Source organism: Marispirochaeta aestuarii (assembly GCF_002087085.1).
In the GTDB taxonomy this organism is placed as follows: Bacteria; Spirochaetota; Spirochaetia; order JC444; family Marispirochaetaceae; genus Marispirochaeta; species Marispirochaeta aestuarii.
Window position 1 is genome coordinate 121,092 of sequence record NZ_MWQY01000005.1, and the last position, 20,670, is coordinate 141,761.

At 51.4% G+C, this 20,670-nt stretch carries 21 protein-coding genes; 18 read left to right on the top strand and 3 right to left on the bottom strand.

Going from position 1 to position 20,670, the window contains the following annotated elements:
• Positions 1-32: 32 nt before the first annotated feature.
• Entirely contained in the window at positions 33-1,574 is a 1,542-nt protein-coding gene (locus tag B4O97_RS05790; RefSeq protein ID WP_083049110.1) for a DEAD/DEAH box helicase, read from the bottom strand.
• Between the two features lie 186 nt (positions 1,575-1,760).
• On the opposite strand from B4O97_RS05790, the gene B4O97_RS05795 reads away from it, so the two are divergent.
• Genes B4O97_RS05795 through proB form a run of 3 tightly spaced genes read left to right on the top strand, consistent with a single transcriptional unit; the run spans position 1,761 to position 4,699 of the window.
• A complete protein-coding gene (locus B4O97_RS05795) occupies positions 1,761-2,249 on the top strand; it encodes an Lrp/AsnC ligand binding domain-containing protein (protein ID WP_083049111.1) in 489 nt (162 codons plus the stop codon).
• Positions 2,250-2,291: 42 nt separating this feature from the next.
• The gene (locus B4O97_RS05800; protein ID WP_198947023.1) at positions 2,292-3,590 is read left to right on the top strand and encodes a glutamate-5-semialdehyde dehydrogenase; all 1,299 of its coding nucleotides are present in this window, start codon (positions 2,292-2,294) and stop codon (positions 3,588-3,590) included.
• Positions 3,590-4,699, top strand: a complete 1,110-nt coding sequence (proB, locus tag B4O97_RS05805) for a glutamate 5-kinase (protein WP_083049113.1) — start codon at positions 3,590-3,592, stop codon at positions 4,697-4,699. Before B4O97_RS05800 ends, proB begins: the two co-directional genes overlap by 1 nt.
• Positions 4,700-4,879: 180 nt before the next feature.
• On the opposite strand, the gene B4O97_RS05810 is transcribed toward proB, so the two are convergent.
• Both B4O97_RS05810 and B4O97_RS05815 read right to left on the bottom strand, forming a co-directional pair.
• Positions 4,880-5,971, bottom strand: a complete 1,092-nt coding sequence (locus tag B4O97_RS05810) for a class I SAM-dependent RNA methyltransferase (protein ID WP_083049115.1) — start codon at positions 5,969-5,971, stop codon at positions 4,880-4,882.
• Positions 5,972-5,978: 7 nt separating this feature from the next.
• Positions 5,979-6,434: a hypothetical protein gene (locus tag B4O97_RS05815; RefSeq protein ID WP_083049116.1), complete on the bottom strand. Its 456-nt coding sequence runs from the start codon at positions 6,432-6,434 to the stop codon at positions 5,979-5,981.
• Positions 6,435-6,579: 145 nt separating this feature from the next.
• On the opposite strand from B4O97_RS05815, the gene rpsF reads away from it, so the two are divergent.
• The 15 genes from rpsF to B4O97_RS05890 all read left to right on the top strand — a co-directional run bounded on the left by rpsF (position 6,580) and on the right by B4O97_RS05890 (position 20,642).
• Positions 6,580-6,861 carry a 30S ribosomal protein S6 gene (gene rpsF, locus B4O97_RS05820; RefSeq protein ID WP_158084176.1) on the top strand — a complete coding sequence of 94 codons (282 nt, stop codon included), beginning with the start codon at positions 6,580-6,582 and terminating at the stop codon, positions 6,859-6,861.
• Between the two features lie 18 nt (positions 6,862-6,879).
• Positions 6,880-7,311, top strand: a complete 432-nt coding sequence (locus tag B4O97_RS05825; protein ID WP_083049119.1) for a single-stranded DNA-binding protein — start codon at positions 6,880-6,882, stop codon at positions 7,309-7,311.
• Positions 7,312-7,355: 44 nt separating this feature from the next.
• A complete protein-coding gene (gene rpsR, locus B4O97_RS05830; protein ID WP_083049121.1) occupies positions 7,356-7,688 on the top strand; it encodes a 30S ribosomal protein S18 in 333 nt (110 codons plus the stop codon).
• A gap of 31 nt (positions 7,689-7,719) precedes the next feature.
• Complete coding sequence (rplI, locus tag B4O97_RS05835; RefSeq protein WP_083049123.1) at positions 7,720-8,331, top strand: 50S ribosomal protein L9; 612 nt, start codon at positions 7,720-7,722, stop codon at positions 8,329-8,331.
• 7 nt (positions 8,332-8,338) lie between these two features.
• Positions 8,339-9,676 (top strand): replicative DNA helicase, encoded by a 1,338-nt coding sequence (dnaB, locus tag B4O97_RS05840; RefSeq protein ID WP_083049124.1) that lies wholly within the window; start codon positions 8,339-8,341, stop codon positions 9,674-9,676.
• Between the two features lie 154 nt (positions 9,677-9,830).
• On the top strand, positions 9,831-10,967 hold the full coding sequence (gene recA, locus B4O97_RS05845; RefSeq protein WP_083049126.1) for a recombinase RecA: 1,137 nt from the start codon (positions 9,831-9,833) through the stop codon (positions 10,965-10,967).
• Positions 10,964-11,554 carry a 2-amino-4-hydroxy-6-hydroxymethyldihydropteridine diphosphokinase gene (gene folK / locus B4O97_RS05850; RefSeq protein WP_083049128.1) on the top strand — a complete coding sequence of 197 codons (591 nt, stop codon included), beginning with the start codon at positions 10,964-10,966 and terminating at the stop codon, positions 11,552-11,554. Before recA ends, folK begins: the two co-directional genes overlap by 4 nt.
• A complete protein-coding gene (locus B4O97_RS05855; protein ID WP_083049130.1) occupies positions 11,520-12,371 on the top strand; it encodes a segregation and condensation protein A in 852 nt (283 codons plus the stop codon). Before folK ends, B4O97_RS05855 begins: the two co-directional genes overlap by 35 nt.
• On the top strand, positions 12,355-12,897 hold the full coding sequence (gene scpB, locus B4O97_RS05860; protein ID WP_083049131.1) for an SMC-Scp complex subunit ScpB: 543 nt from the start codon (positions 12,355-12,357) through the stop codon (positions 12,895-12,897). The genes B4O97_RS05855 and scpB overlap by 17 nt, the downstream gene beginning before the upstream one ends.
• Positions 12,887-13,627, top strand: a complete 741-nt coding sequence (locus B4O97_RS05865; protein ID WP_083049133.1) for a pseudouridine synthase — start codon at positions 12,887-12,889, stop codon at positions 13,625-13,627. The genes scpB and B4O97_RS05865 overlap by 11 nt, the downstream gene beginning before the upstream one ends.
• The gene (gene cmk, locus B4O97_RS05870; RefSeq protein ID WP_083049134.1) at positions 13,618-14,292 is read left to right on the top strand and encodes a (d)CMP kinase; all 675 of its coding nucleotides are present in this window, start codon (positions 13,618-13,620) and stop codon (positions 14,290-14,292) included. The genes B4O97_RS05865 and cmk overlap by 10 nt, the downstream gene beginning before the upstream one ends.
• Positions 14,285-15,985, top strand: a complete 1,701-nt coding sequence (gene rpsA / locus B4O97_RS05875; RefSeq protein WP_083049136.1) for a 30S ribosomal protein S1 — start codon at positions 14,285-14,287, stop codon at positions 15,983-15,985. Before cmk ends, rpsA begins: the two co-directional genes overlap by 8 nt.
• A gap of 12 nt (positions 15,986-15,997) precedes the next feature.
• Positions 15,998-17,524 carry a sigma-54-dependent Fis family transcriptional regulator gene (locus tag B4O97_RS05880; RefSeq protein WP_083049137.1) on the top strand — a complete coding sequence of 509 codons (1,527 nt, stop codon included), beginning with the start codon at positions 15,998-16,000 and terminating at the stop codon, positions 17,522-17,524.
• Position 17,525: 1 nt separating this feature from the next.
• Complete coding sequence (locus B4O97_RS05885) at positions 17,526-18,194, top strand: tetratricopeptide repeat protein (RefSeq protein ID WP_083049139.1); 669 nt, start codon at positions 17,526-17,528, stop codon at positions 18,192-18,194.
• Positions 18,195-18,221: 27 nt separating this feature from the next.
• Entirely contained in the window at positions 18,222-20,642 is a 2,421-nt protein-coding gene (locus tag B4O97_RS05890) for an adenylate/guanylate cyclase domain-containing protein (RefSeq protein WP_083049140.1), read from the top strand.
• The last annotated feature ends 28 nt before the right edge of the window (positions 20,643-20,670 follow it).

Consider the following 20,670-nt stretch of genomic DNA (forward strand, 5'->3'; position numbering starts at 1 on the left):
ATCAGGATAGTACCAGAGAAAAGCTTCAAGGCTCAACTCATCTCTTTCAGAATGTTCTTTCGTGACGGTCCCGCGGATAAACGACGGGACAAGCGTTTTCTGTACAGCGCTCCGCAGGACAAAAGACTGCCGACAGCCTCCTGACACCAGTTGTAGTCCCAGGTTCCGAGGATTCCGAAGGAGCTGCTCCTTCCGGCGGCTCCGCCAAGATGTTCCGGCCTGTAGCCTTTGACGATATCCGAAACCTCCTTGCAGCTGAGCATGGAACTGTATTCCCTTACGAGTCCGACTATCTCATCAGATCCCCTGGGGATGAACTCTATCGAACCGGTACAGACATCGCAGATGCCGCAGGCTGCATGCTCTTCATGGGGTGAAAAGAGACTCATCAGGGATTTCCGTCTGCAGCGCTTGTTTGAGAGAAAAGCCTTGACGAGGGTTCCGTACCGCGTATCCCTGGATGATTCAAACTTCATGGCCAGATCGGAGGGTTCGAAAAGGACAACGGCCCGGCAGGGTTTTCCATCCCGCCCGGCACGTCCGGATTCCTGTACATAGGCTTCCACCGAGGGGGGCAGCCCCCTGTGAACGACACTGCGGATCCCCGCGCAGTCAACGCCGAGCCCAAAGGCGCAGGTGGCGCAGAGGATCAGATCTCCCCCCTGCATGAACCAGTTTTCTACCTGCTGTTTCTCCTCCTTCGAAAGTCCGGCATGATAAAATTTAACCCTTTCTGCCGCATCTGAGGAACGGCTTGCCAGGAGCCGTGCGGTATCTTCCGCATCCCTGCGCCGGCGGCAGAAGATTATCATGGGAGTCTTCAGGCAGGATTCTGCAAGATATACAAGGTCGGCCTCCGGGCTGATGCTCGGTATGGCGCTGAAGGCTATGTTCTCCTTCGCCGGAGATCTGGAGTACAGGCTGTAACCCTGGTTTCCAAAAATGAGTCCGGCCATCTGGGGGAGCAGTTCGGGAGAAGCCGTGGCGGTAAAGGCGCTGACCCGCCGGGGATCAAGCTCCCTGACGAAGCTGCAGACCTCAACATAGGCGGGACGGAAGCTCAGGCCCCATTCAGCGCTGGTGTGGGCCTCATCAAAGACAAGGTGCCGGGGAGGACTTTTCCGTAAGGCCTTTTGGATATCCAGGTCCAGAATACTTTCCGGGTTTGCCAGAAGTACCCGGACCTCCCCGTCGGCAGCCTCTGATATGGCGGCCAGCTTCTCCCGTTTTGACGTCCCCCCGACAAGGGGAAAAACGCGGACGCCGGCCTTCCTGAAACGCTGCAGCTGGTCGCTGATAAGGGCGTTCAGCGGATAAATGATAAGGCTGTAGCCGGGTATGACAAGGGCCGGAAGCATGTAACATATACTCTTTCCGGCACCGGTTGGAAGCAGAATAAGACCTCTGGACGGTGCTTCGGAGCCCGCCCCCGTGACGGGTACACCGCAGGCAACACAGATCTCCTCGATTATGGCCCGCTGATAGGAAAAAAGACTCGTAAGGCCGAAATTCTGCAGATAATCTTCAGGATTCGTCGTTTCCGAAAGGCTGTCTTGTTTTATTGAGTCGATCATGCTGTATAAAACTGCAGTAACCGTCGTCTGATTTTTGAACAGGGTAAGGGATAAAATGCTGATACAGGTGAGTATCTTACAAATAATTCAAGAAATCGATGTATGATTAAAAATAATCTTCCTGCTTACTTGAAAAAATTATAATATTTACCTAATCTGAGGCAGAAACTTCTACAAGGAGGGCGCATGGCGGCGGGCCACGAAATTGATGAACTGGACCTGAATATTATTCGCATTCTGCAGCAGGACGCGCGTCGTCCATTTCAGGAGATTGCCAGGGACCTTTCGGTTTCCGGAGGAACAGTCCATGTGCGATACAACAAGTTACGGGAACTTGGCATTATAAAGGGTTCCCGGATTATCGTGGACATGCAGATGCTCGGTTTCGAGGTATGCGCCTTCGTCGGTATCAACCTCCACAACGCCCGGGACTACAATATCGTTGTTCAGAAACTCAAGGACTTTGATGAAATAATCGAGGTTCATTCCACCACCGGGGCGTATAACTTTTTTATTAAAGTCGTTGCCAAGAACACCCGGGGACTTCACAATTTTCTTACCGACCGGCTTCAGGAAATGCCGGAAATCCAGTCCACCGAAACCTTTATCTCCCTCGACCTGCCGGTTGACCGCGAGATACCTATAGACAAGAATCAAATAATAGGGTACGCCTAGAACGGACAGGTTATCCCGAAATCTATCTGACAGGTATCTTATATGAATAATCCGAAGATGTACGAAGCTGCCCGAAATGCACGAAAAGCAGCTGTTGATATGGCTGTTCTGACGGGCGAGCAGAAGAACAGGGCCCTTGCCGGCATCATAGCGGTTCTGCAGGAAAATGCACAGACAATCTTTGACGCCAATACCAGGGATATCGCTCAGGCTCAAAAGGACGGCGTTCCCGCGCCTCTACTGAAACGCCTGGTCTTCGATGCGAAAAAGCTGGATGGGGCGATCCATGGCATCAGGGCACTCATCGGCCTCGATGAACCCGTAGGCCGGCTGCAGCTGGCAACCGAGCTCGATGAAGGGCTCGAGTTGCACCGGATAAGCTGCCCCATCGGTGTCATCGGAATGATTTTTGAGTCCCGCCCCGACGCCCTGGTACAGATTTCCACTCTCTGTCTCAAGAGCGGAAACTCCGTGCTCCTGAAGGGAGGCAGGGAAGCCCTTGAAACCAACCGTGTTCTTGCCTCATGTATTGCCGAAGGGGCCGCCAGGGAAGGACTGCCTGAAGGGTGGATTTACAATATTGAATCCAGGGAGGAGGTTGCCCAGATGCTTTCCATGGACAACGAGATTGACCTCCTTGTCCCCCGGGGATCCAACGAGTTCGTCCGTTATATAATGGATAACAGCCGAATACCCGTCATGGGCCACGCCGACGGAATCTGTCATACCTATATTCATGCCTCTGCGGATCCGGGAATCGCGGTACGGGTTGCGGTGGATGGAAAGGCCCAGTACGTTGCTGTCTGCAATGCCACGGAAACCATCCTAATCGACAGATCCGTTGTAAAAATCATTCTGCCTCTGCTTGTTAACGCCCTGGAGGCGGCGGGCGTCAGGATAAAGGCCTGTGCAGTATGCAGAGAGCTTATACCCGGCCTTGAAGAAGCGGTGGAGGAAGACTGGAGCACCGAGTATCTTGATCTGATCGTATCCGTAAAGGCGGTGGAGGGTCTGGAAGAGGCGGTTGATCATATCAACCGCTACGGTTCCGGGCATACCGATGCAATTGTGGCCAGCGATACGACGGCATCGGATTTTTTTACCTCCCGGGTGGATTCGGCCAATGTCTTTGTAAACTGCAGCACCAGGTTCTCCGACGGTTTTCGCTACGGTTTCGGCGCCGAGGTGGGAATCAGCACCGGAAAGCTCCATGCCCGGGGCCCGGTGGGACTGGAAGGCCTGTTGACCTACAAGTACAAGCTGACAGGCACGGGCCAGATTGTTGCAGATTACGCTTCGGGTAAAAAGCATTTTACCCATCGAAAGCTGGATATTAACTGATGCGTGATTTTTCTTACTGTAAACGGGTTGTCGTCAAGATAGGGACCAATCTGCTCTCATCCCCTGAGGGAGTACGGGAAGACTTTCTCGAAAGAGTTGCCAGGGATATCTGCGTCCTCCGGGAAAAAGGGCTGCAGGTGGTCGTTGTAACCTCCGGAGCCGTAGGAATGGGGGCCAGGGAACTCGGATTAAGCGGCAAGGTCACCAGGATAAATATGCGCCAGGCCTGTGCAGCCATCGGTCAACCCCTTCTGATGCAGTCATACCGCTCGGTATTCGGCAGGCTCGGGGTCAATATCGCCCAGTTGCTTCTTACTCCGGAGGTCCTCAATAACAGGAAAAGCTATCTTACCCTGCGGGATTCCCTGGAAACCCTGTTTTCCCTTCGGGTGCTTCCTGTTGTGAATGAGAACGACAGTGTCTCCACCAGTGAAATAGGCAATGCCTTTGGAGAGAACGATCGCCTGAGTGCTCTTGTGGCCAGTAAGATCGACGCCGATCTTCTGATTCTTATGACCGATATCGACGCTTTATACGATGCCGACCCTCGAAGCAACAGCGAGGCAAAGCCGCTGAGTATAGTGGAGGAGCTTACTCCGGAAATTCTGGCAGCCGCCGGCAGTGCCGGCAGCGCACATTCCACCGGGGGCATGCGCACAAAACTTGATGCTGTCAAGATCGCCCGCCGGGCCGGCTGCAGGGTTGTGCTTGCCCACGGAAACACCGAAAACATGCTGGAAAGAATCATCGCGGGAGAGGCAATCGGAACGCTGTTTCTCGCCCGGCCCAGAATAAAGAACCGCAAACGCTGGATCCTCTACAGCTGGCCGGAAGGTTTCCTGCGGATCGACGAAGGTGCAGCCAGTGCTCTTCGGGAGCACAAGAGCCTGCTGCCCAGGGGACTTACCGCCGTTGAGGGTAATTTTCCAGCCGGCGCCGTGGTCCAGATAAATGATATTGCCAAAATCATTTCAAATTTCTCGTCCACTGAACTGCAGAAGCTTATTGGGCTTCACTCCTCCAGGATCACCGAAATCCTCGGTAAAGAAGCGCCGGTGGTAATAGCCCGCCCGGAGGAGACGGTATTCCTGGATGAAAAGGATGACTGAAGGAGACCCGCAGGTGCCTTGAGGAAGGTCGCCTTTAATAACTACTCTTTTTTCCATATCCTGAGTCGTCAGGATTTTCCGCGATCCTCAACTCTTGTTACGACAAGCGTATGCGGGCACTATAAAAATTTTCCTTCCTGACTATGGAAAAAATACCACGCTTTTAGAGGTGCCCGGATGTTATCCGAGGGAGAGAAGGGCGAGGCTTTCGAGGTGATAGGTCTGGGGGAACATGTCAAAGGCTTCCAGAAGTTCAATCCTGTAACCCGCTCTTTCAAAGGCCTTCAGGTCGCGCATGAGGCTTGCGGGATTGCATGATACGTAGGCTACCAGCGGTATATGAAGTTCCGCCAGCAGGGGAGCCTCTTTTTTCACTCCCTTGCGGGGCGGGTCGAGGATCAGAACATCGGTTGCAGCAGCCTCCCTTCTGAGAGCTCCGTAGACAGACGCGACCTTCCCCCTGGAGTAGTGCAGACGTCTGTTATTTCCTGCCGCTTCCCGGGCGGCTGCGACAGCTTCGGCGGATACGTCCCAGCCGCTGATCGATTCGGCTGCGTCTGACAGAGGCAGGGAGAGGTTACCGTCTCCGCAGAACAGATCAAAAACCCTCGGTTCCGGGTAATACTTGAGAATATGTCCTCGCAGCCGCTTTTTCAGCAGCCTGTTTCCCCCGGTGTTGGTCTGCCTGAAGGCTTCGTCCGTTCCGGCGGTGAGAATGCGGACCCCGCCGTCTTCGTTTCTCAGTTCAAAACGTTCCGGCAGCTTCCCGATCTCCTGTTGTCCCAGGGGAGGGTCCCTCAGCCAGTCCCTTAAGGGCGCTTCGGCAATAAGACAGTCTTTCACCTGAATCAGATCCCTGCTTCCTGCGGCGTAATACCCGATCTTTTGATCCCTGCGGTGCAGGCTTATGCGGCAGCGATACTCCAGTTCAGAGGGGGAAGGAAAGACAGATATTTCCCGGGGAGAATTCGAAAGATCTTTTTCTGCCATGGATGCAAGAATCTCTTTTTTGGCAGTGACCTGGGCCGGATATGTAATATGCTGCCACTGGCATCCGCCGCAGCTGCCGAACCAGGGGCAGGGAGCTTCGCTGCGAAAGGGCGATGCTTCCAGAATGCTGGTTATTTTTCCTCTGCGGTAGGAGGGTTTAAGCTCGATCTCTTCGATTTCCACGAGATCCTGCGGTGCGCTGAAGGGTATGAACCAGACCAGCCCGTCTTCCCGTGCCAGACCGTCCCCGCCGTAGACCAGTTTTTCTATGCGTAGAGGCATTCCTGAATCATGCCTCGTCTTCGTCGGATGGAAAGAGGAACTGATATTCCTCCTGGGAAATAACTTCCCTGGGAGTGGACTGCATATCCGAGGAGAGCAGGGATTTCTGCAGTTCCTCCACGTCTCTCCGGTGGGAATCCGTCATTTCGCTGAATTTCTCCAGGAAGGGAGTAAATGCTTCTCCCATGCCCGAGGAGTTGGATATGATAATGGACAGGAAGTCCGTAAAGCGCTGTTTTACCGTAATGATTCCACGGGTGACGCTTTCTGCCTGAACTATGCGGTAGCTTTCACCCAGGGCTGAATACAGGCGTCCTATGGTGGTGTCGATGAAAAATATGTCTTCGATAATCTTGTCGAAAAAAAAGAGCCGGTCCAGGTTCAGGGCGACGCCGCCGTCGAGGGTGTTCAGAAGTTCATTCAGGAAATATAAATCCTCTTCAAAGTGAATTGTCTGTCCCATGGCTCCTCCTGCCTGTCAGTACAAATATCGTCTGAGTAAGGAGTTGACTTGACAGTTATATTGTCTTGTGGTAGTCTGCCCCGACCTCTTTATCCGGAGATAATATTACTCCGGATCGAATTATTAGTCCATGAGGAGGGACAATTTGAGAGAGTACGAATTTACGGTCATTTTCCGTCCGGAAGATGACGCCTACAAGAACGGCTATGAAAACCTGAAAAAGCTTATGGAAAAATACGGGTTTACCTCGTCCAGGGATGAGGACATGGGCGTTCGTGATCTTGCCTATCCCATTAAAAAAACCGAACGCGGCCACTACCGCTACATGGAGATTTCTGCATCCCCCGAAAAGGTCGCGGATATCGACAAGGAGCTTAAACTCGTCCAGGACGTCCTGAAGTTCCTCTTTGTCAGAAAAGAATCCTAAAATACGGGGAGGACTTCCATGGCGAATTTGAATCATGTAACTTTGATAGGTCGGCTGACCCGGGATTCAGAATTGAAGTACACCAATTCCGGTATGGCTGTTGCCCGTCTGTCCATAGCTGTAAACCGCAGAAAGAGGTCCGGTGATCAGTGGACGGAGGAGGCAAATTTCTTCGATATTACGGTTTTTGGCAAAACCGCGGAGAGCTTGTCTCAATACCTGGTAAAAGGCAAAGAGATTGCCGTGGAAGGAGAGCTGCGGCAGAGCCGATGGGAACAGGATGGTCAGCCGAGAAGCAAGGTTGAGGTTGTTGCAAACAATGTTCAGCTCCTCGGCGGTCCCAGGGGAGGAGAATCCCGGGGATCTTCCCAGTCCTATGGAAATGACCAGGTAGAACGATATACCCCCGGTGGCGGGGACGACGGTTTTGAAGACGATATTCCATTTTAGTCGAAAAACCGGTAAAAAAGCAGAAGATCAAGGAGAATCAAGATATGAGTTCTGAAGATACTCAGGATAGAGAACGAGAAGACGACGGCCGGCAGAATGACGGCCGCGACGACGGCCGGGATGATGGTCGTGACGGAGGCCGCGGTTTTCGCCGGGGCGGTGGAAAGCCTTTTTTCAGGCGGAAGGTCTGCAAATTCTGTACCCAGAATACGCTGCCGGATTACAAGAATCCCGATGCCCTGCGAAGATTCGTAACGGAGCGGGGGAAAATTCTTCCCCGGAGAATTACCGGCACCTGTGCAAAACATCAGCGCGCTCTTTCCCTGGAGATTAAAAAGGCCCGCGTGCTTGCCTATCTTCCCTTTGTGAAGAAATAGGCCCTGGAAAGTCGAGAGGAGAAATAGCAGTATGAAGATTATTCTCAAAGAAGATGTGTATAACCTCGGAGAGGAAGGCGATATTCGCGTGGTAAAACCCGGATATGCCAGGAACTATCTTATCCCCCAGGGGCTGGCAGTTCCTTTTAACAAGGGAAACGCCGCAATGTTCGAGCAGCGCCGGGAGGCGATTGAAAAGCGGAAAGAAGAGAAACGCAACGCCGCCATGGGACTCAAGGAGAGGATTGAAACCCTCGAGCTTACCATCCCCATGCCCGCCGGCGATACGGGTAAACTCTTTGGCTCAGTTACAAATGCTACAGTTTCCGATGCTCTGGCAAAGGAAGGCATCCATGTTGAGCGCAAAAAGATCGACCTTGTTGAACACACCATAAAAATGATTGGCAAACACAAGGCCCGGATAAAGCTCTATGAGAGCAACGTCGCTGAGCTCCAGTTTCTGGTTGTGGACGAGAAAACCGGTGCGGTGGAACCCAAGGGAACCGTAAAAGCTGAAAAGGAGGCCCCTGTACAACAGGATGCCCCCGAGGAAGAGACCTCCTCCGAAGAGGAAGCTCTGGACGAGGCTGCGGCTGAAGAAAGTGAAGACAGCGTAAAGGAAGAAGTCGGCGAGGAAGAGTAGGCAAGCGATGCCTGAACGCCTTAAAGATTCAGTTCCGCCCCATAATGTGGATGCCGAAAAGGCCGTCCTCGGGGCGGTATTTTTAAATCCAGATACCTTCGGTACCGTTCTGGAACAGCTCCGGGGAAAGGACTTTTTTAAAACAGGTCACCGCAAGATTTTTGAAGCCATGGTTTCTCTTTTTAACAAGGGAGAAACCATGGATCTCATTACCGTAACGGACGAACTCCGCAACCAGGGCGACCTGGAATCCGCAGGGGGGCTTGGCTATGTGTCAGGCCTCACCGATGCTACTCCCACCAGCGCCAACGTGAGTTATTATACAGGTATAGTCCGGTCCTTAAGTCTCCGGCGTAATCTGCTCAACGTTGCTCACGAAATGATCTCCGACGCTCAGAATGACACGATCCAGACCCGCCAGATTATTGAAGAGGCGGAGCGACGGATTTTCGATATCGCCGAAGAGAACCCCACGGGTCACTATAAAACCGCAGGGGAGGTAATTGCCAGAACAATAGAGGCAATAGAAAAGCTGTATCATACCAAGGACAGCTTTACCGGGATTCCCTCGGGCTTTGCCGATCTGGACAAAATGACCTCCGGTTTTCAGAAGTCGGAGTTCATTGTAATAGGTGCCCGTCCCTCGGTGGGTAAAACAGCCTTTGCCCTGACCATGGCTTCGAATATGGCTATCCGATATAAGCGTCCCATCGGGTTCTTTACCCTGGAAATGTCCGACATGGCCCTTATGCAGCGTCTTGTGGCTGCGGAAGCCCGCATAGCCTCGGACATTTTGCGGACCGGAATGCTGAAGCCCTCGGACTTTCATAAGCTGACCGAGGCTGCAGGCCGGATCTATGAGGCTCCCCTGTTTATTGATGATTCCCCCAATATCAAGCTCCTGGACCTCCGGGCCCAGGCCAGACGTATGCGTCAGCAGGAGAAGGTGGAGGCAATCTTTGTGGACTATATAGGTCTGGTGGAACCGGAAAACAAATACAACGTTCCTCGCCACGAGCAGGTTGCGGAAACCTCCCGTTCCCTGAAATCCCTGGCCCGGGAACTGGATATTCCGATTATCTGCCTCTCCCAGGTCGGACGGCAGTCGGAGGGAAAAGCCCCGAGCCTCGCGGACCTCCGGGAATCGGGGTCTATTGAACAGGATGCCGACGTGGTAATGTTCCTTCATCGCGACCGGGGCGAGAAGGAGGGGACCCAGGATGTAAACAACGTGGAAACCGAACTAATTGTCGCCAAGCAGAGAAACGGTCCCGTGGGGACCATCAAGGTGGCCTTTATTCCCAAGTATACGAAGTTTGAGGCCTTCAGCTACGAAAAGGTTTAGCGCGCCGGTTTTTCTGAAAATCCGGATGCATAGCTGCTCCGGAATTACAATTGACGGAGCTTGACTGCAATCTGGCGCGGTTATAGTATCTACGTAAAATCAAAAGAGACTTTCCCCGGTTCATCTTTTGTAAGTGCATATCAGGAGGACAGCAATGGCAAAAAAGAGCATGCCCGAGACCAGACCCGCTCCGACGAATAATGAAGAAAAGCAGAAGGCCCTGGAAGCCGCCCGGCTGCAGATAGAAAAGCAGTTTGGAAAAGGCTCCCTCATGCAGCTGGGGAAGGAACGTCAGGACCTGCATATAGAATCGATACCCTCCGGATCCATCCTGCTGGACGCGGCCCTGGGGGTCGGCGGGTATCCCAAGGGCAGGGTTATAGAGATATACGGTCCCGAATCTTCGGGAAAAACCACCCTGGCGCTGCATGCAATCGCGGAGGCTCAGAAAAGGGGTGGAATAGCGGCATTCATCGACGCCGAACATGCCCTGGATCCGGGGTACGCCCGGAATCTCGGGGTAAACATCGACGAGCTGTGGGTATCCCAGCCCGATACGGGAGAACAGGCTCTGGAGATTGCAGAGTCTCTGGTTCGTTCCGGAGCGGTAGATATTATCGTAGTCGACTCTGTAGCTGCTCTTACTCCCCAGGCGGAAATAGAGGGAGATATGGGAGATTCCCACATGGGTCTGCAGGCCCGGCTTATGAGCCAGGCCCTTCGCAAGCTTACCGCCACCATCGCCAAATCTCATTCCTGCCTGATATTTATCAACCAGATCCGCATGAAGATCGGAGTAATGTTCGGCAACCCTGAAACTACAACAGGAGGAAAGGCTCTCAAGTTCTATTCCTCCGTACGGGTGGAGGTTCGAAAGATCGAAACCATCGCCAAGGGAACTGATGACGCCATCGGAAACAGGGTTCGCGTAAAGGTGGTGAAAAACAAGGTGGCTCCGCCATTCAGAAAAGTGGAGCTGGAGATAATGTTCGGAAAGGGGATATCCTCCTCCGGAAGCCTGCTGGATGCTGCGCTGAAATTTGAGCTGATCGAAAAGAGCGGCAGCTGGTACTCCTTCGGCGAGGAACGGATCGGCCAGGGCAGGGAGAATGCCAAACTCTTTCTTGAAAGCAATCCCGACATTGCCGAGGAAATTGAGAAAAAACTCCGAATACTCCTCTTTCCCGCCGCTGCGGTTGAAAAAGAGGATAAAGCAAAGAAGACCGGGGAAACAAAGAAAGCCGATTCTACTGCCGGGACAGTGGAAGATCCGAAGTCGGAACTCTTTTGACGGAACAAAAGGGATCTTTCGAGGGACATCGGGTCTATCTCGGCCTTGGTTCGAATACCGGTGATTCCGAAGGCATCCTTCAGGGGGCTGTCCGGGAACTAAGAGCACACTTCAGGGACCCCCGGGTTTCCCCGTTTTTCCGGACCCGCCCCCGGGACGATTTGCACCAGCCCGATTTTATTAACGCAGTTTTCTCCGGGCTGACGGATATACATCCGTATGAGATTCTGCAGATCACACAGGACCTGGAAAACAGGCATGGACGCCTGAGAGATCCCGATCGACCCAAGGGGCCGAGAACGCTTGATATTGATATCCTTCTCTATGGAAACCTGCAGATTCATGGACCTGATCTTGAAATTCCGCACCCCCGCATGAAGGAACGCAAGTTTGTCCTTGTTCCCCTGCTGGAGCTCGATCCGCTGTTGCGGGAGCCGGAAACCGGCATCTATTACGGGGAGTATGCTGCCGGACTCGAAGATCAGGGTATTTACTACATCTCCCTGAACCACTATAGTACTACCTTGTCGTGGGAGGATCGCGCGGAAGGGTATGGAAGCAAGTACGGTAACCAACGAAAGCAGTAACGATAATTACCGTTTCAAGCTGAATCAGTTTGAGGGGCCTCTGGACCTTCTGCTTTTTCTGATAAAAAAATCAGAGATTAATATATACGATATCCCCATTGCGCAGATTACCGAGCAGTACCTGGAGTATCTGAATATCGTCGAAGCGGTCAATCTGGACAACATTACCGAGTTCTATGTAATGGCGGCAACCCTGCTCTATATTAAATCCCGTATGCTGCTTCCGGTGGAAGTTGATTTCGATGATGAGCTTGAGGACCCCCGTCAGGAGCTTGTGGATCGTCTTATCGAGTACCAGAAGTACAAGAAGATTTCCGAACTGATGATGGACAAGGAAAATGAGAGCGAATGGGCCATCGAAAGGAAAAAAAAGCAGAGGGTGCTGCCCTTCGACGATAAGGATGATTTGTGGGATAAAATAGATGTCTGGGAGCTGTTAAAGACCTTTTCGTCCCTTATTTCCAATATCTCTTCGGAACGGATCCTCAATCTCTACGAAGAGGTTTCCATAAACGAAAAGATCAGCCTGGTGAACGAGCTTCTTGAAGAACGGGAATACTGTCTGTTTACCGATCTGGTGATTAAAGAAAACTCCATCATGGAGATAATCTGCGCCTTTCTCGCGATTCTTGAGCTGGTAAAACTCAAGCGTATATCAATTTATCAGAACCGGATGTTCGGTGATATCCGCATATACAGCCATCCCGACGCGGGAAAAGAAGATGAATATCCGGAGCCTGAGCCGGAATTCCCGGATATGTCAGATGCACCGGAAAACATTGAAGAGGAGCAGGGAGGAGATGACCCTGGAACGTGAAGCTGCAATAATCGAAGCCATATTGTTTCTGGAATCCGAGCCCATAGACGTAAAGACCATCGCAAAGATCAGCCGCCTGGATAAGGATATAGTGGAAGGAGGGCTGAAATTCCTGGAGGAACACTATGCCGAACAGGGGCATGGTCTTGATCTTCGGGAAATCGGTGGAGGTTTTCTCCTGAGCCCCAAGGAAGAGCTCTGGGATGATCTCAAGGAGCGCTATGGAAAGAAAAACGATGCGAAACTCTCCCGGGCAGCCATGGAAACCCTGTCTATTATCGCCTATTCCCAGCCCATAACCAGGGGAGAAATCGAGGGCATTCGGGGCGTAAGCGCCGATGGTATGATCAAACTGCTGTTAGGCAGAAACCTCATAAAAGAGGTCGGTAAAAAAGAGGCCCCCGGAAGGCCGGTACAGTACGGTACGACAAAGGAGTTTCTGAAGGTCTTCCGGCTGCGCAGTATCGCTGATCTTCCGAAGCTTGACGAATTGAATCAGGACAGGTTTGAACTTGATGGCAGATAATAAGGATAACGAAATCCGGCTGCAGGTATTTCTTGCGCGATCGGGTATCGCATCACGAAGGGGTTCCGAGGATCTTATTCGTCAGGGACGGGTACGGGTCAATGGCAGGGTGATAACCCGCATGGGCGAGAAGGTTTCCCTTGGCGATACAGTAGAGGTCGACCATAAGAAAATTTATCCTGACCGCAGATTTGTTTATGTTGCATTATATAAGCCGAAATTTGTCGTCTCTTCCCTGAATGATCCGGAGGGACGGACAACAGTAGCGGATATTATCAAGGGGAAATTCCCGTTCCGGCTTTTTCACGTCGGCAGGCTGGATTACCTCTCGTCGGGACTCATGTTCCTGACAAACGACGGGGAGTTCAGTCGGTTTATCACAAGCCCTGCTGTGGGAATTGAAAAGGAGTACCTGGTGGAGGTGTCCAGGCCCATCAGCAAGGAGCTTCTGGACAGCTTTGTCCGGGGAATCACGATTGATGATGAAGTGCTCTCTGTCAGTTCATACAGGCTTGCGGGGGAAAAGGTTGCCTATCTGATCCTCAAAGAGGGCAAGAATCGCGAGATTCGACGGCTCTTTCATCACAATAAAATACGGGTAAAGAAGCTGCATCGCGTCAGAATCGGCTCCGTAAACATCAAAGGAATGGTTCCCGGGGAATATCGTCTTCTTGCGGCGAGGGATCTGAAGGAACTGGGTTACAGACACGGAGGGGCCTTATGGTCGTAGCAATAGACGGACCGGCGGGGGTTGGGAAGAGCAGTATTTCCGTTGAACTCGCTGGAAAAACGGGATTTCATTATCTGAATTCCGGGAATTTTTATCGAGCCGTGACCTACGCTGCCCTGCGGGAGAACCTCGATCTGGAAACACAGAGTATCGTTGAATCCTTCGCGGCCACCATTCAGTTTGAGTACCGGGACGGAGATATCTATCTGGCGGGAGACAATATAACCGCGGAGCTTCACAGCGACCAGGTTGACGCTCAGGTTGCTCAGGTCTCCTCCTTTCGTGGTGTCCGGGAGTGGGTTAATCAGCGTTTGCGAGAAATTTCCAGCCGACGGGATATTATCGTTGAAGGCCGGGATATAAGCACGGTGGTTTTTCCCGACGCCGAGCTGAAGGTTTTTCTTGACGCCAGTCCGGAGGTTCGCGCCAGACGCCGCTTCGACCAGGGTGTCAGCGGGCTGAGTCTTGATGAGATAGCCGAAGGAATACGAAAGCGGGATGAAATTGACCGGTCCAAGGAGTGGGGACGTCTTGTCCGGGCTGAAGATGCCCTTTATGTTGATACTTCGGGCTTGACCATAGAAGAAGTTTGTGCCAAAGTAGTACGGAAAATTCACGAGATAACGCGTAAAAATATCGAGGAGACCGAGTCGAAGCATGAGTGATCGAGAGCCTAACAACGGAGAGATGATACAATCCGAACTCCAGGAAGAATACCTCAAGAGCCTCGATGAACTGGAAGAGGGCCAGCTTGTTGAAGGTACGGTAATCGAGATTGGTCCGGAACAAGTATTTGTCGATGTAGGATACAAATCAGAAGGAAAAATCCCAACCGAAGAGTTCGAAACGGAACCCTCAATCGGTGACACCGTTTCGGTCGTCCTTGTAAGCAAAGAAGGGAAAGGCGGTCAGGTCGTTGTATCCAAAAAACGTGCCGACATGATCTCCTTCTGGCGGACCCTCAAGGAGGCCTCGGAGACGCAGGAACCAGTGGAGGGTACCTTTTCCAAGGTTATCAAGGGCGGCTTCGAAGTCGATCTCGGTTGCGGTATTACGGCCTTCAACCCCATGAGTCAGACCGATGTGCGCCGTGTGGAAGATCCGGAAACCTTTGTCGGAACAAAATCAAAATTTTTGATTGAGCGTTTTCAGAAAGAAAAACGAGCAAGAATAGTACTTTCCCGCCGTTCATGGCTGGAGCGTGAGATAGAGAACAAGAGGGAAGAATTCTTCAACACCATTAAAGAAGGCGACGAAGTCGAGGGAAGGGTAAAATCCTTTACCTCCTTCGGAGCTTTTATCGACCTTGGCGGGTTTGACGGCCTGCTTCATATAAACGACATGAGCTGGGGACACGCTTCCCGTCCCAAGGATTACGTCAAAAAGGACGAGGATCTGCGGGTCAAGGTCATAAAAATAGACCCGGAATCGAAAAAAATAAATCTTTCCCTCAAACACCTTACGCCGGATCCCTGGACGGTATTCGAATCTAAATACCATGTCGACGATGTCGTTAAGGGTAAGGTAACCAAACTTGCAGATTTCGGTGCTTTCATCGAACTGGAAGATGGAATCGAGGGGCTGGCCCACGTGTCGGAGCTTTCCTGGGTGAGGAGAATCAAACACCCGAAAGAGGTGCTTGCCATCGGCGACGAAGTGGAAGTAAAGATCCTCGATTACGATCTGGAAGCCGGCAGGGTGTCTCTGGGACTCAAACAGGTCCTGCCGAATCCCTGGGACTCAATTGAAGAACAGTATCCGGTGGGCAAACGTATGACCCTGGAGGTCAAAAAGCTTACCAATGCCGGCGCTTTTCTCGAGATAGAGGAAGGTATCGACGGGTTTCTGCATGTCGACGATCTCTCCTGGACCAAGAAAATCCGGCATCCCTCTGCAATGCTGAAGGAAGGCGAAAAGGTTGAGGTTGTCGTAATTGAGCTGGACAAGGAAGCCCGGAGAATTCGTCTTGGCGTAAAACAGCTCTCGGATGACCCCTGGCAGGCCCTGAAATCCGCTTTCCCCAAGGGAAGCAGAATCGAGGGGACGGTCAGCGGAATAACGGATTTTGGTGTCTTTGTCCGGGTGCAGGGCGATATAGAAGGACTCATTCCCAGGGCTCACTGTTTTGGCCCCGGCGAGGAACCCGTGGAAGATCTCGGCACAGTCTTCAAGGAAGGTGAGCCGGTTACTGCGGCTGTAATTGAGATCAATACCAACACCCAGCGTCTTGGGCTCTCCATCCGGGATCTCAAGAAGAAGCAGCAGCGGAAGGAGATGGCAAAGTACATTCATGATGAAGAGGAAGAATCGACCTTTACTCTCGGTGATTTTCTCAAAGACAAAGGTATCGATTCTTAGTTAAATTATGGTATGCTCAGCCAAAATATTGATGCGGGTAAATTCGAAACACTAATTGAGATTAACACCCTCATAAACTCCGATTATTCGGATCCGAAAGCACTGTTAACGCGGATCCTTGAATCGGCGACACGCCTCACCGCTGGTGAGGCGTCTTCGTTATTACTGCTGAACTCTGAAAACAATAAACTGTACTTTGAGATTTCCCTGGGTTCCAAAGGGCCGGATGTGCAGCAGTTCTCGCTGAACCTGGGCGAGGGCATAGCCGGCTGGGTAGCCCAGAACAACCGCAGTCTCATTGTGAATGACGTGGAAAAGGATAAGCGCTTTTTCGCGGATATAAGCGAACAGATCGGTTTTTCAACAAAATCCATACTTGCAGTACCCATGCGCATCAAAGAACAGTGTGTCGGCGTTATTGAGATTATCAACAAGACAGATGGAGCCCTCTTTGAACAGGAGGACCTGGAATGGCTCGAGGTCTTCGCCAACCAGGCCGCCCTTGCCATAGTAAACGCCCGAAGTTTCCAGAAGGTTCAGAACGAGGTCTCCTTTCTGCGCGGACAGATTGATGAAAGGCAGTATTCCACCTTTGTGGGCAGGAGCGAGGCCATACGCAGCTGTCTTTCCATAGCCCATAAAGCGGCCGTCACCGACAGTTCTGTCCTGATAACCGGTGAAAGCGGTGCGGGCAAGGAGCTCGTGGCGGAACAGATCCACATGAACTCCCATCGCAGGGGAGGCCCCTTTATCCGGGTCAACTGTGCGGCATTGCCGGAGAGTCTCATAGAGAGTGAGCTGTTCGGACACGTCAAGGGAGCTTTTACCGATGCAGCCCAGGACAGGCGGGGGCGTTTCGAACTTGCCGACGGGGGCACCATTTTTCTCGACGAAATCGGAGAGGTCCCCCTTAACGTTCAGGCAAAACTGCTCCGGGTTATCCAGAGCAGAGTATTCGAGAGGGTCGGGTCTTCCGAGCCAATGAGTTCAGATGTGCGTATTATTGCAGCCACAAACAGGAACCTGGCGAAGTCAATTGAAAACAACAGTTTTAGAAGGGATTTATATTACCGATTAAACGTGCTCCCCATTACGGTTCCGGCTCTCAGGGAACGCCAGGAGGATGTTCCTTTACTTGCTGAGCATTTTTTAAAACTCTACAGCGCAGAGATGAACAAGAAGATAACCGGCTTTTCCTCTGAAGCCATGGAAATATTAATGCGCTACGAGTGGCCCGGAAATGTTCGGGAACTGCAGAACGTAATTGAACGGGCTGTTGTGCTTGCGGGGAACGAAAAATTGCAGGCAGAGGATCTTATGCTGATGCAGGATGCCACGGAAAGCTCGTCCATTTATCAAGGACGGACCCTGAAGGAAGCCATCAATTTGTTTAAACGTCATTTTGTTACGGACACCCTTAAAAAAAACGGGGGAGTCCAGAAACACGCTGCCCGGGAACTGGGCATACAGAGAACATATTTATCAAGACTCATAAAAGAGCTTAATATTAGTTTGACCAACGAAAACGAGGAGTACTGAAATGGAAAATCAGGAAAAGCTGGGTCTGGGCACACACATTGCCCAATGGATTCAGAAACGGAAAAAGATTCTGCTCTCAACTTTTGCAATTCTTATTGTTGTTCTGGCCGTGCTGGGGATACTCAGCAGTCTTGCTTCGGCGAAAAGCAGGAAGGCGGCAGAAAGTCTGGTGGAGTTTGAAGAACTCTATACCCAGTGGAATAATGCAACAACGGAGGAACGGGAAGGTTTTATCGAAAAGATCGTAACAGCTTTTGATGAAATTGAGACAGAGTATTCCGGCACCTATGCCCATCAAAGAGGTTTATTCATGATGGGAGACTTTTACTTTACCAATGAGGACTGGGAGAATTCACTGGACAAGTACCTGGCCCTTGCCGGGAGCTACAGTGAAAGTTACCTGGCCCCTGTTGCCTTGTACAATGCCGCTGCGGCCTGCGAAGAGCTCGGGGATAATGAAAGGGCCCTTGAAAACTATCGCCGCATATCCGACGAGTATTCTGAATCGGCTCTTGCGCCCCGATCTCTCTTTTCTGTCGGTCGCCTGGAGGAACAGATCTCAGCTGATCAGGCGCTGTCGGCATACAATGAGCTTATTGAAAGCTACCCTCAGAGCAATTGGACAAAGCTGGCACGAAGCCGTATAATTGAGTTGAATATTTCAAAATAACGTATCCCGCAACAAAGGGGCAGAGGGGTGAAGAAAAACACAAAACGAAGACGTAAGATACTGGAGACTAAATACTTTGGTTTTCTTATAGGTCTTTTTCTATTTGGATTCATCCTTCTGCTTAATGAAAACACCAGCATTTTCAGCAACATCGAGGAGCAGATGCTGGATGTTCATTTCGGATTTAAAACAGTTACCGGGAGGGAGAGCATCCAGGAAGGGGTTCTTCAGGAAGAGTTTGATCCGAAAATTTCCGATGATATTCTTATTGTCGCCATTGATTTCAATTCCCTCAGTCAGTTTGGAAAATGGCCTTTTCCAAGGTACCGGGAGGCGGACCTTCTGAACTCCTTTTCCCGCATCCAGAATCAGGATGAGCGGGAACGTTCGGTCTTTCTCGATATATTCTTTATTGAGCCGGATGAAAAAGGCTATGACGATGTCCTGCTCCTGGAAGCCATAGATGACAACGAAAGGGTTTTTCTGGAGACAGTACTGGATGAATTCCCGCCGTCCTCCAGGGAATACGATGAATTTTTCAGCCGGCAGGATGTTTTGATTGAACGCTGGGGAAAAATTACGAATATCCAGGGAGACTGGCATGAGATCCCTGCCTTCTATGGACTCCAGCCGCCCTTGATACCCTTCGCAGAGAAGAGCCGCGGGTATGGGCATGCCAATTTCAACACGGATTCAGACAAGGTGTACCGACGACAGCAGCTGGTTGCAAAATCATCCCGTCTTGTCGAAAGCTTTCGACTCGATGATCTGATTTCAATGAGTTCTGCTCTTCCCGTGGACAGTTCCCGTTTTGAGCGTCTTGAATGGGTCGATAAAAAGGAACGGCCCCATACCATACCCCCCGGTACAACACCGGAGGATTTTGCGCAGATTGTGGAAGAGATAAAAGAAAATGCACCCCTTCGCACCGTGGATACCGACAATGACGGTACTATAGATGAGTCCTACCATGTAATCCGAAAATATCAGGACATCTTTGTCCCTGCCATTACACTGTCTCTTGCTCTGGATTACTTCAATAAAAGCTGCGACGACCTGGAGGTCGTTCTCGGTGAGTATATTCGTATACCCGAACCCATGAAATTCGATGTGGAAAACTCCACCTGGCTGCCCTATGAGATCACTGTGCGGGATGCGGTATACAATGCTGACGAGGTGCTGGAAAAGCCTGCAGAAACCAGAATACTGGAAGAGATAAAGATTCCCATCGATGAATATGGAAATATGCTGATCAATTACATGGGCCCCAAATCCTTCGCCGATCCTCAAGGGAGAAAAACCTTTCCAGTCAGGTCCTTTGCCGGGTATGCTGCGAATCCCCCTGGAACGGATCCTGAAACCTGGCCCCGGACAAAGGCGCTGGGGAATAAAATCATCATGGTAGGTGCCTTTGCCAGAGGCATAGCGGATGACGAAAAACCGACCCCCTTTGGACTGATGTACGGGGTGGAAATTCATGCCAATGCCCTGAATACAATCCTTATGGACAACTTTCTCCACCACGTCCCTGCATGGGTAAACTACCTGGTTCTCTTTGCGGCTGTTATGCTTGTGGCCTTGATCAGTTCACGCATGCCGACTCTCTGGGCTCTGGTATTGCTGCTTGCAGGTCTTCTGGCTCTTTTTCTGACCGTATCTATTGTTTTTGAATCCCGGAACCTGATCATTGATTACAGTCCCTCGGCAATTGCAGCCGTTCTTACCTTTCTCTCCATTATCGCCTACAGGGTCATGACGGAAGAACGGGACAAGCGGATGATCCGCAATATGTTTGGAAAGTACGTATCCCCGGGTGTGGTAGACCATCTTATTGACAATCCCCCTGAACTGGGCGGGGTAGACAAACAGTTGACTGTTTTCTTTTCCGATGTGCGCGGTTTTACAACCCTGTCCGAAAGCATGACTCCCCAGGAACTTCTGAACCATCTCAATGTCTATTTCACGCTTATGACAGATATTATCCTGGATTACAAAGGTACCCTGGACAAGTATGTCGGGGACGAGATAATGTGCTTCTGGGGTGCCCCGCTGCCACAGGAAGAACACGCCCTGCTTGCCTGTCAATGTGCGCTTAAACAGAAGAAGGCCCTGGAAGAGCTTAACGCCTCCTGGCCGCCGGAAAAGCGTATCAATATAGGAATCGGAATCAACTCTGGTATCATGACCGTTGGAAACGTGGGTTCAGAAGGCCGAATGAACTACACCCTGATGGGAGACCCCGTTAACCTGGGGGCACGCCTGGAGGGCACCAATAAACAGTATGGTACGACCATTATCATAAGTGAGTTTACCTACGGTTTTGTAAAAGATAAGGTCACGGCGCGGGAACTCGATAACATCCGTGTAAAGGGAAAGAACAAACCGGTACTGATCTATGAACTTGTGGACTGTCTTGACGACGGGGCATCTGGACCGGCAGCCGGTTAGGGCAGGGGAAGTGTCAAAGTTCCTGGTA

Coding starts and splice junctions, on each gene's coding strand:
- B4O97_RS05880 (WP_083049137.1), top strand. CDS start 15,998: ATGCTCAGCCAAAATATTGATGCGGGTAAATTCGAAACACTAATTGAG.
- B4O97_RS05800 (WP_198947023.1), top strand. CDS start 2,292: ATGAATAATCCGAAGATGTACGAAGCTGCCCGAAATGCACGAAAAGCA.
- rplI (WP_083049123.1), top strand. CDS start 7,720: ATGAAGATTATTCTCAAAGAAGATGTGTATAACCTCGGAGAGGAAGGC.
- recA (WP_083049126.1), top strand. CDS start 9,831: ATGGCAAAAAAGAGCATGCCCGAGACCAGACCCGCTCCGACGAATAAT.
- rpsA (WP_083049136.1), top strand. CDS start 14,285: ATGAGTGATCGAGAGCCTAACAACGGAGAGATGATACAATCCGAACTC.
- B4O97_RS05865 (WP_083049133.1), top strand. CDS start 12,887: ATGGCAGATAATAAGGATAACGAAATCCGGCTGCAGGTATTTCTTGCG.
- B4O97_RS05795 (WP_083049111.1), top strand. CDS start 1,761: ATGGCGGCGGGCCACGAAATTGATGAACTGGACCTGAATATTATTCGC.
- cmk (WP_083049134.1), top strand. CDS start 13,618: ATGGTCGTAGCAATAGACGGACCGGCGGGGGTTGGGAAGAGCAGTATT.
- dnaB (WP_083049124.1), top strand. CDS start 8,339: ATGCCTGAACGCCTTAAAGATTCAGTTCCGCCCCATAATGTGGATGCC.
- B4O97_RS05825 (WP_083049119.1), top strand. CDS start 6,880: ATGGCGAATTTGAATCATGTAACTTTGATAGGTCGGCTGACCCGGGAT.
- B4O97_RS05810 (WP_083049115.1), bottom strand. CDS start 5,971: ATGCCTCTACGCATAGAAAAACTGGTCTACGGCGGGGACGGTCTGGCA.
- B4O97_RS05790 (WP_083049110.1), bottom strand. CDS start 1,574: ATGATCGACTCAATAAAACAAGACAGCCTTTCGGAAACGACGAATCCT.
- B4O97_RS05855 (WP_083049130.1), top strand. CDS start 11,520: ATGGAAGCAAGTACGGTAACCAACGAAAGCAGTAACGATAATTACCGT.
- scpB (WP_083049131.1), top strand. CDS start 12,355: ATGACCCTGGAACGTGAAGCTGCAATAATCGAAGCCATATTGTTTCTG.
- proB (WP_083049113.1), top strand. CDS start 3,590: ATGCGTGATTTTTCTTACTGTAAACGGGTTGTCGTCAAGATAGGGACC.
- B4O97_RS05885 (WP_083049139.1), top strand. CDS start 17,526: ATGGAAAATCAGGAAAAGCTGGGTCTGGGCACACACATTGCCCAATGG.
- rpsR (WP_083049121.1), top strand. CDS start 7,356: ATGAGTTCTGAAGATACTCAGGATAGAGAACGAGAAGACGACGGCCGG.
- B4O97_RS05815 (WP_083049116.1), bottom strand. CDS start 6,434: ATGGGACAGACAATTCACTTTGAAGAGGATTTATATTTCCTGAATGAA.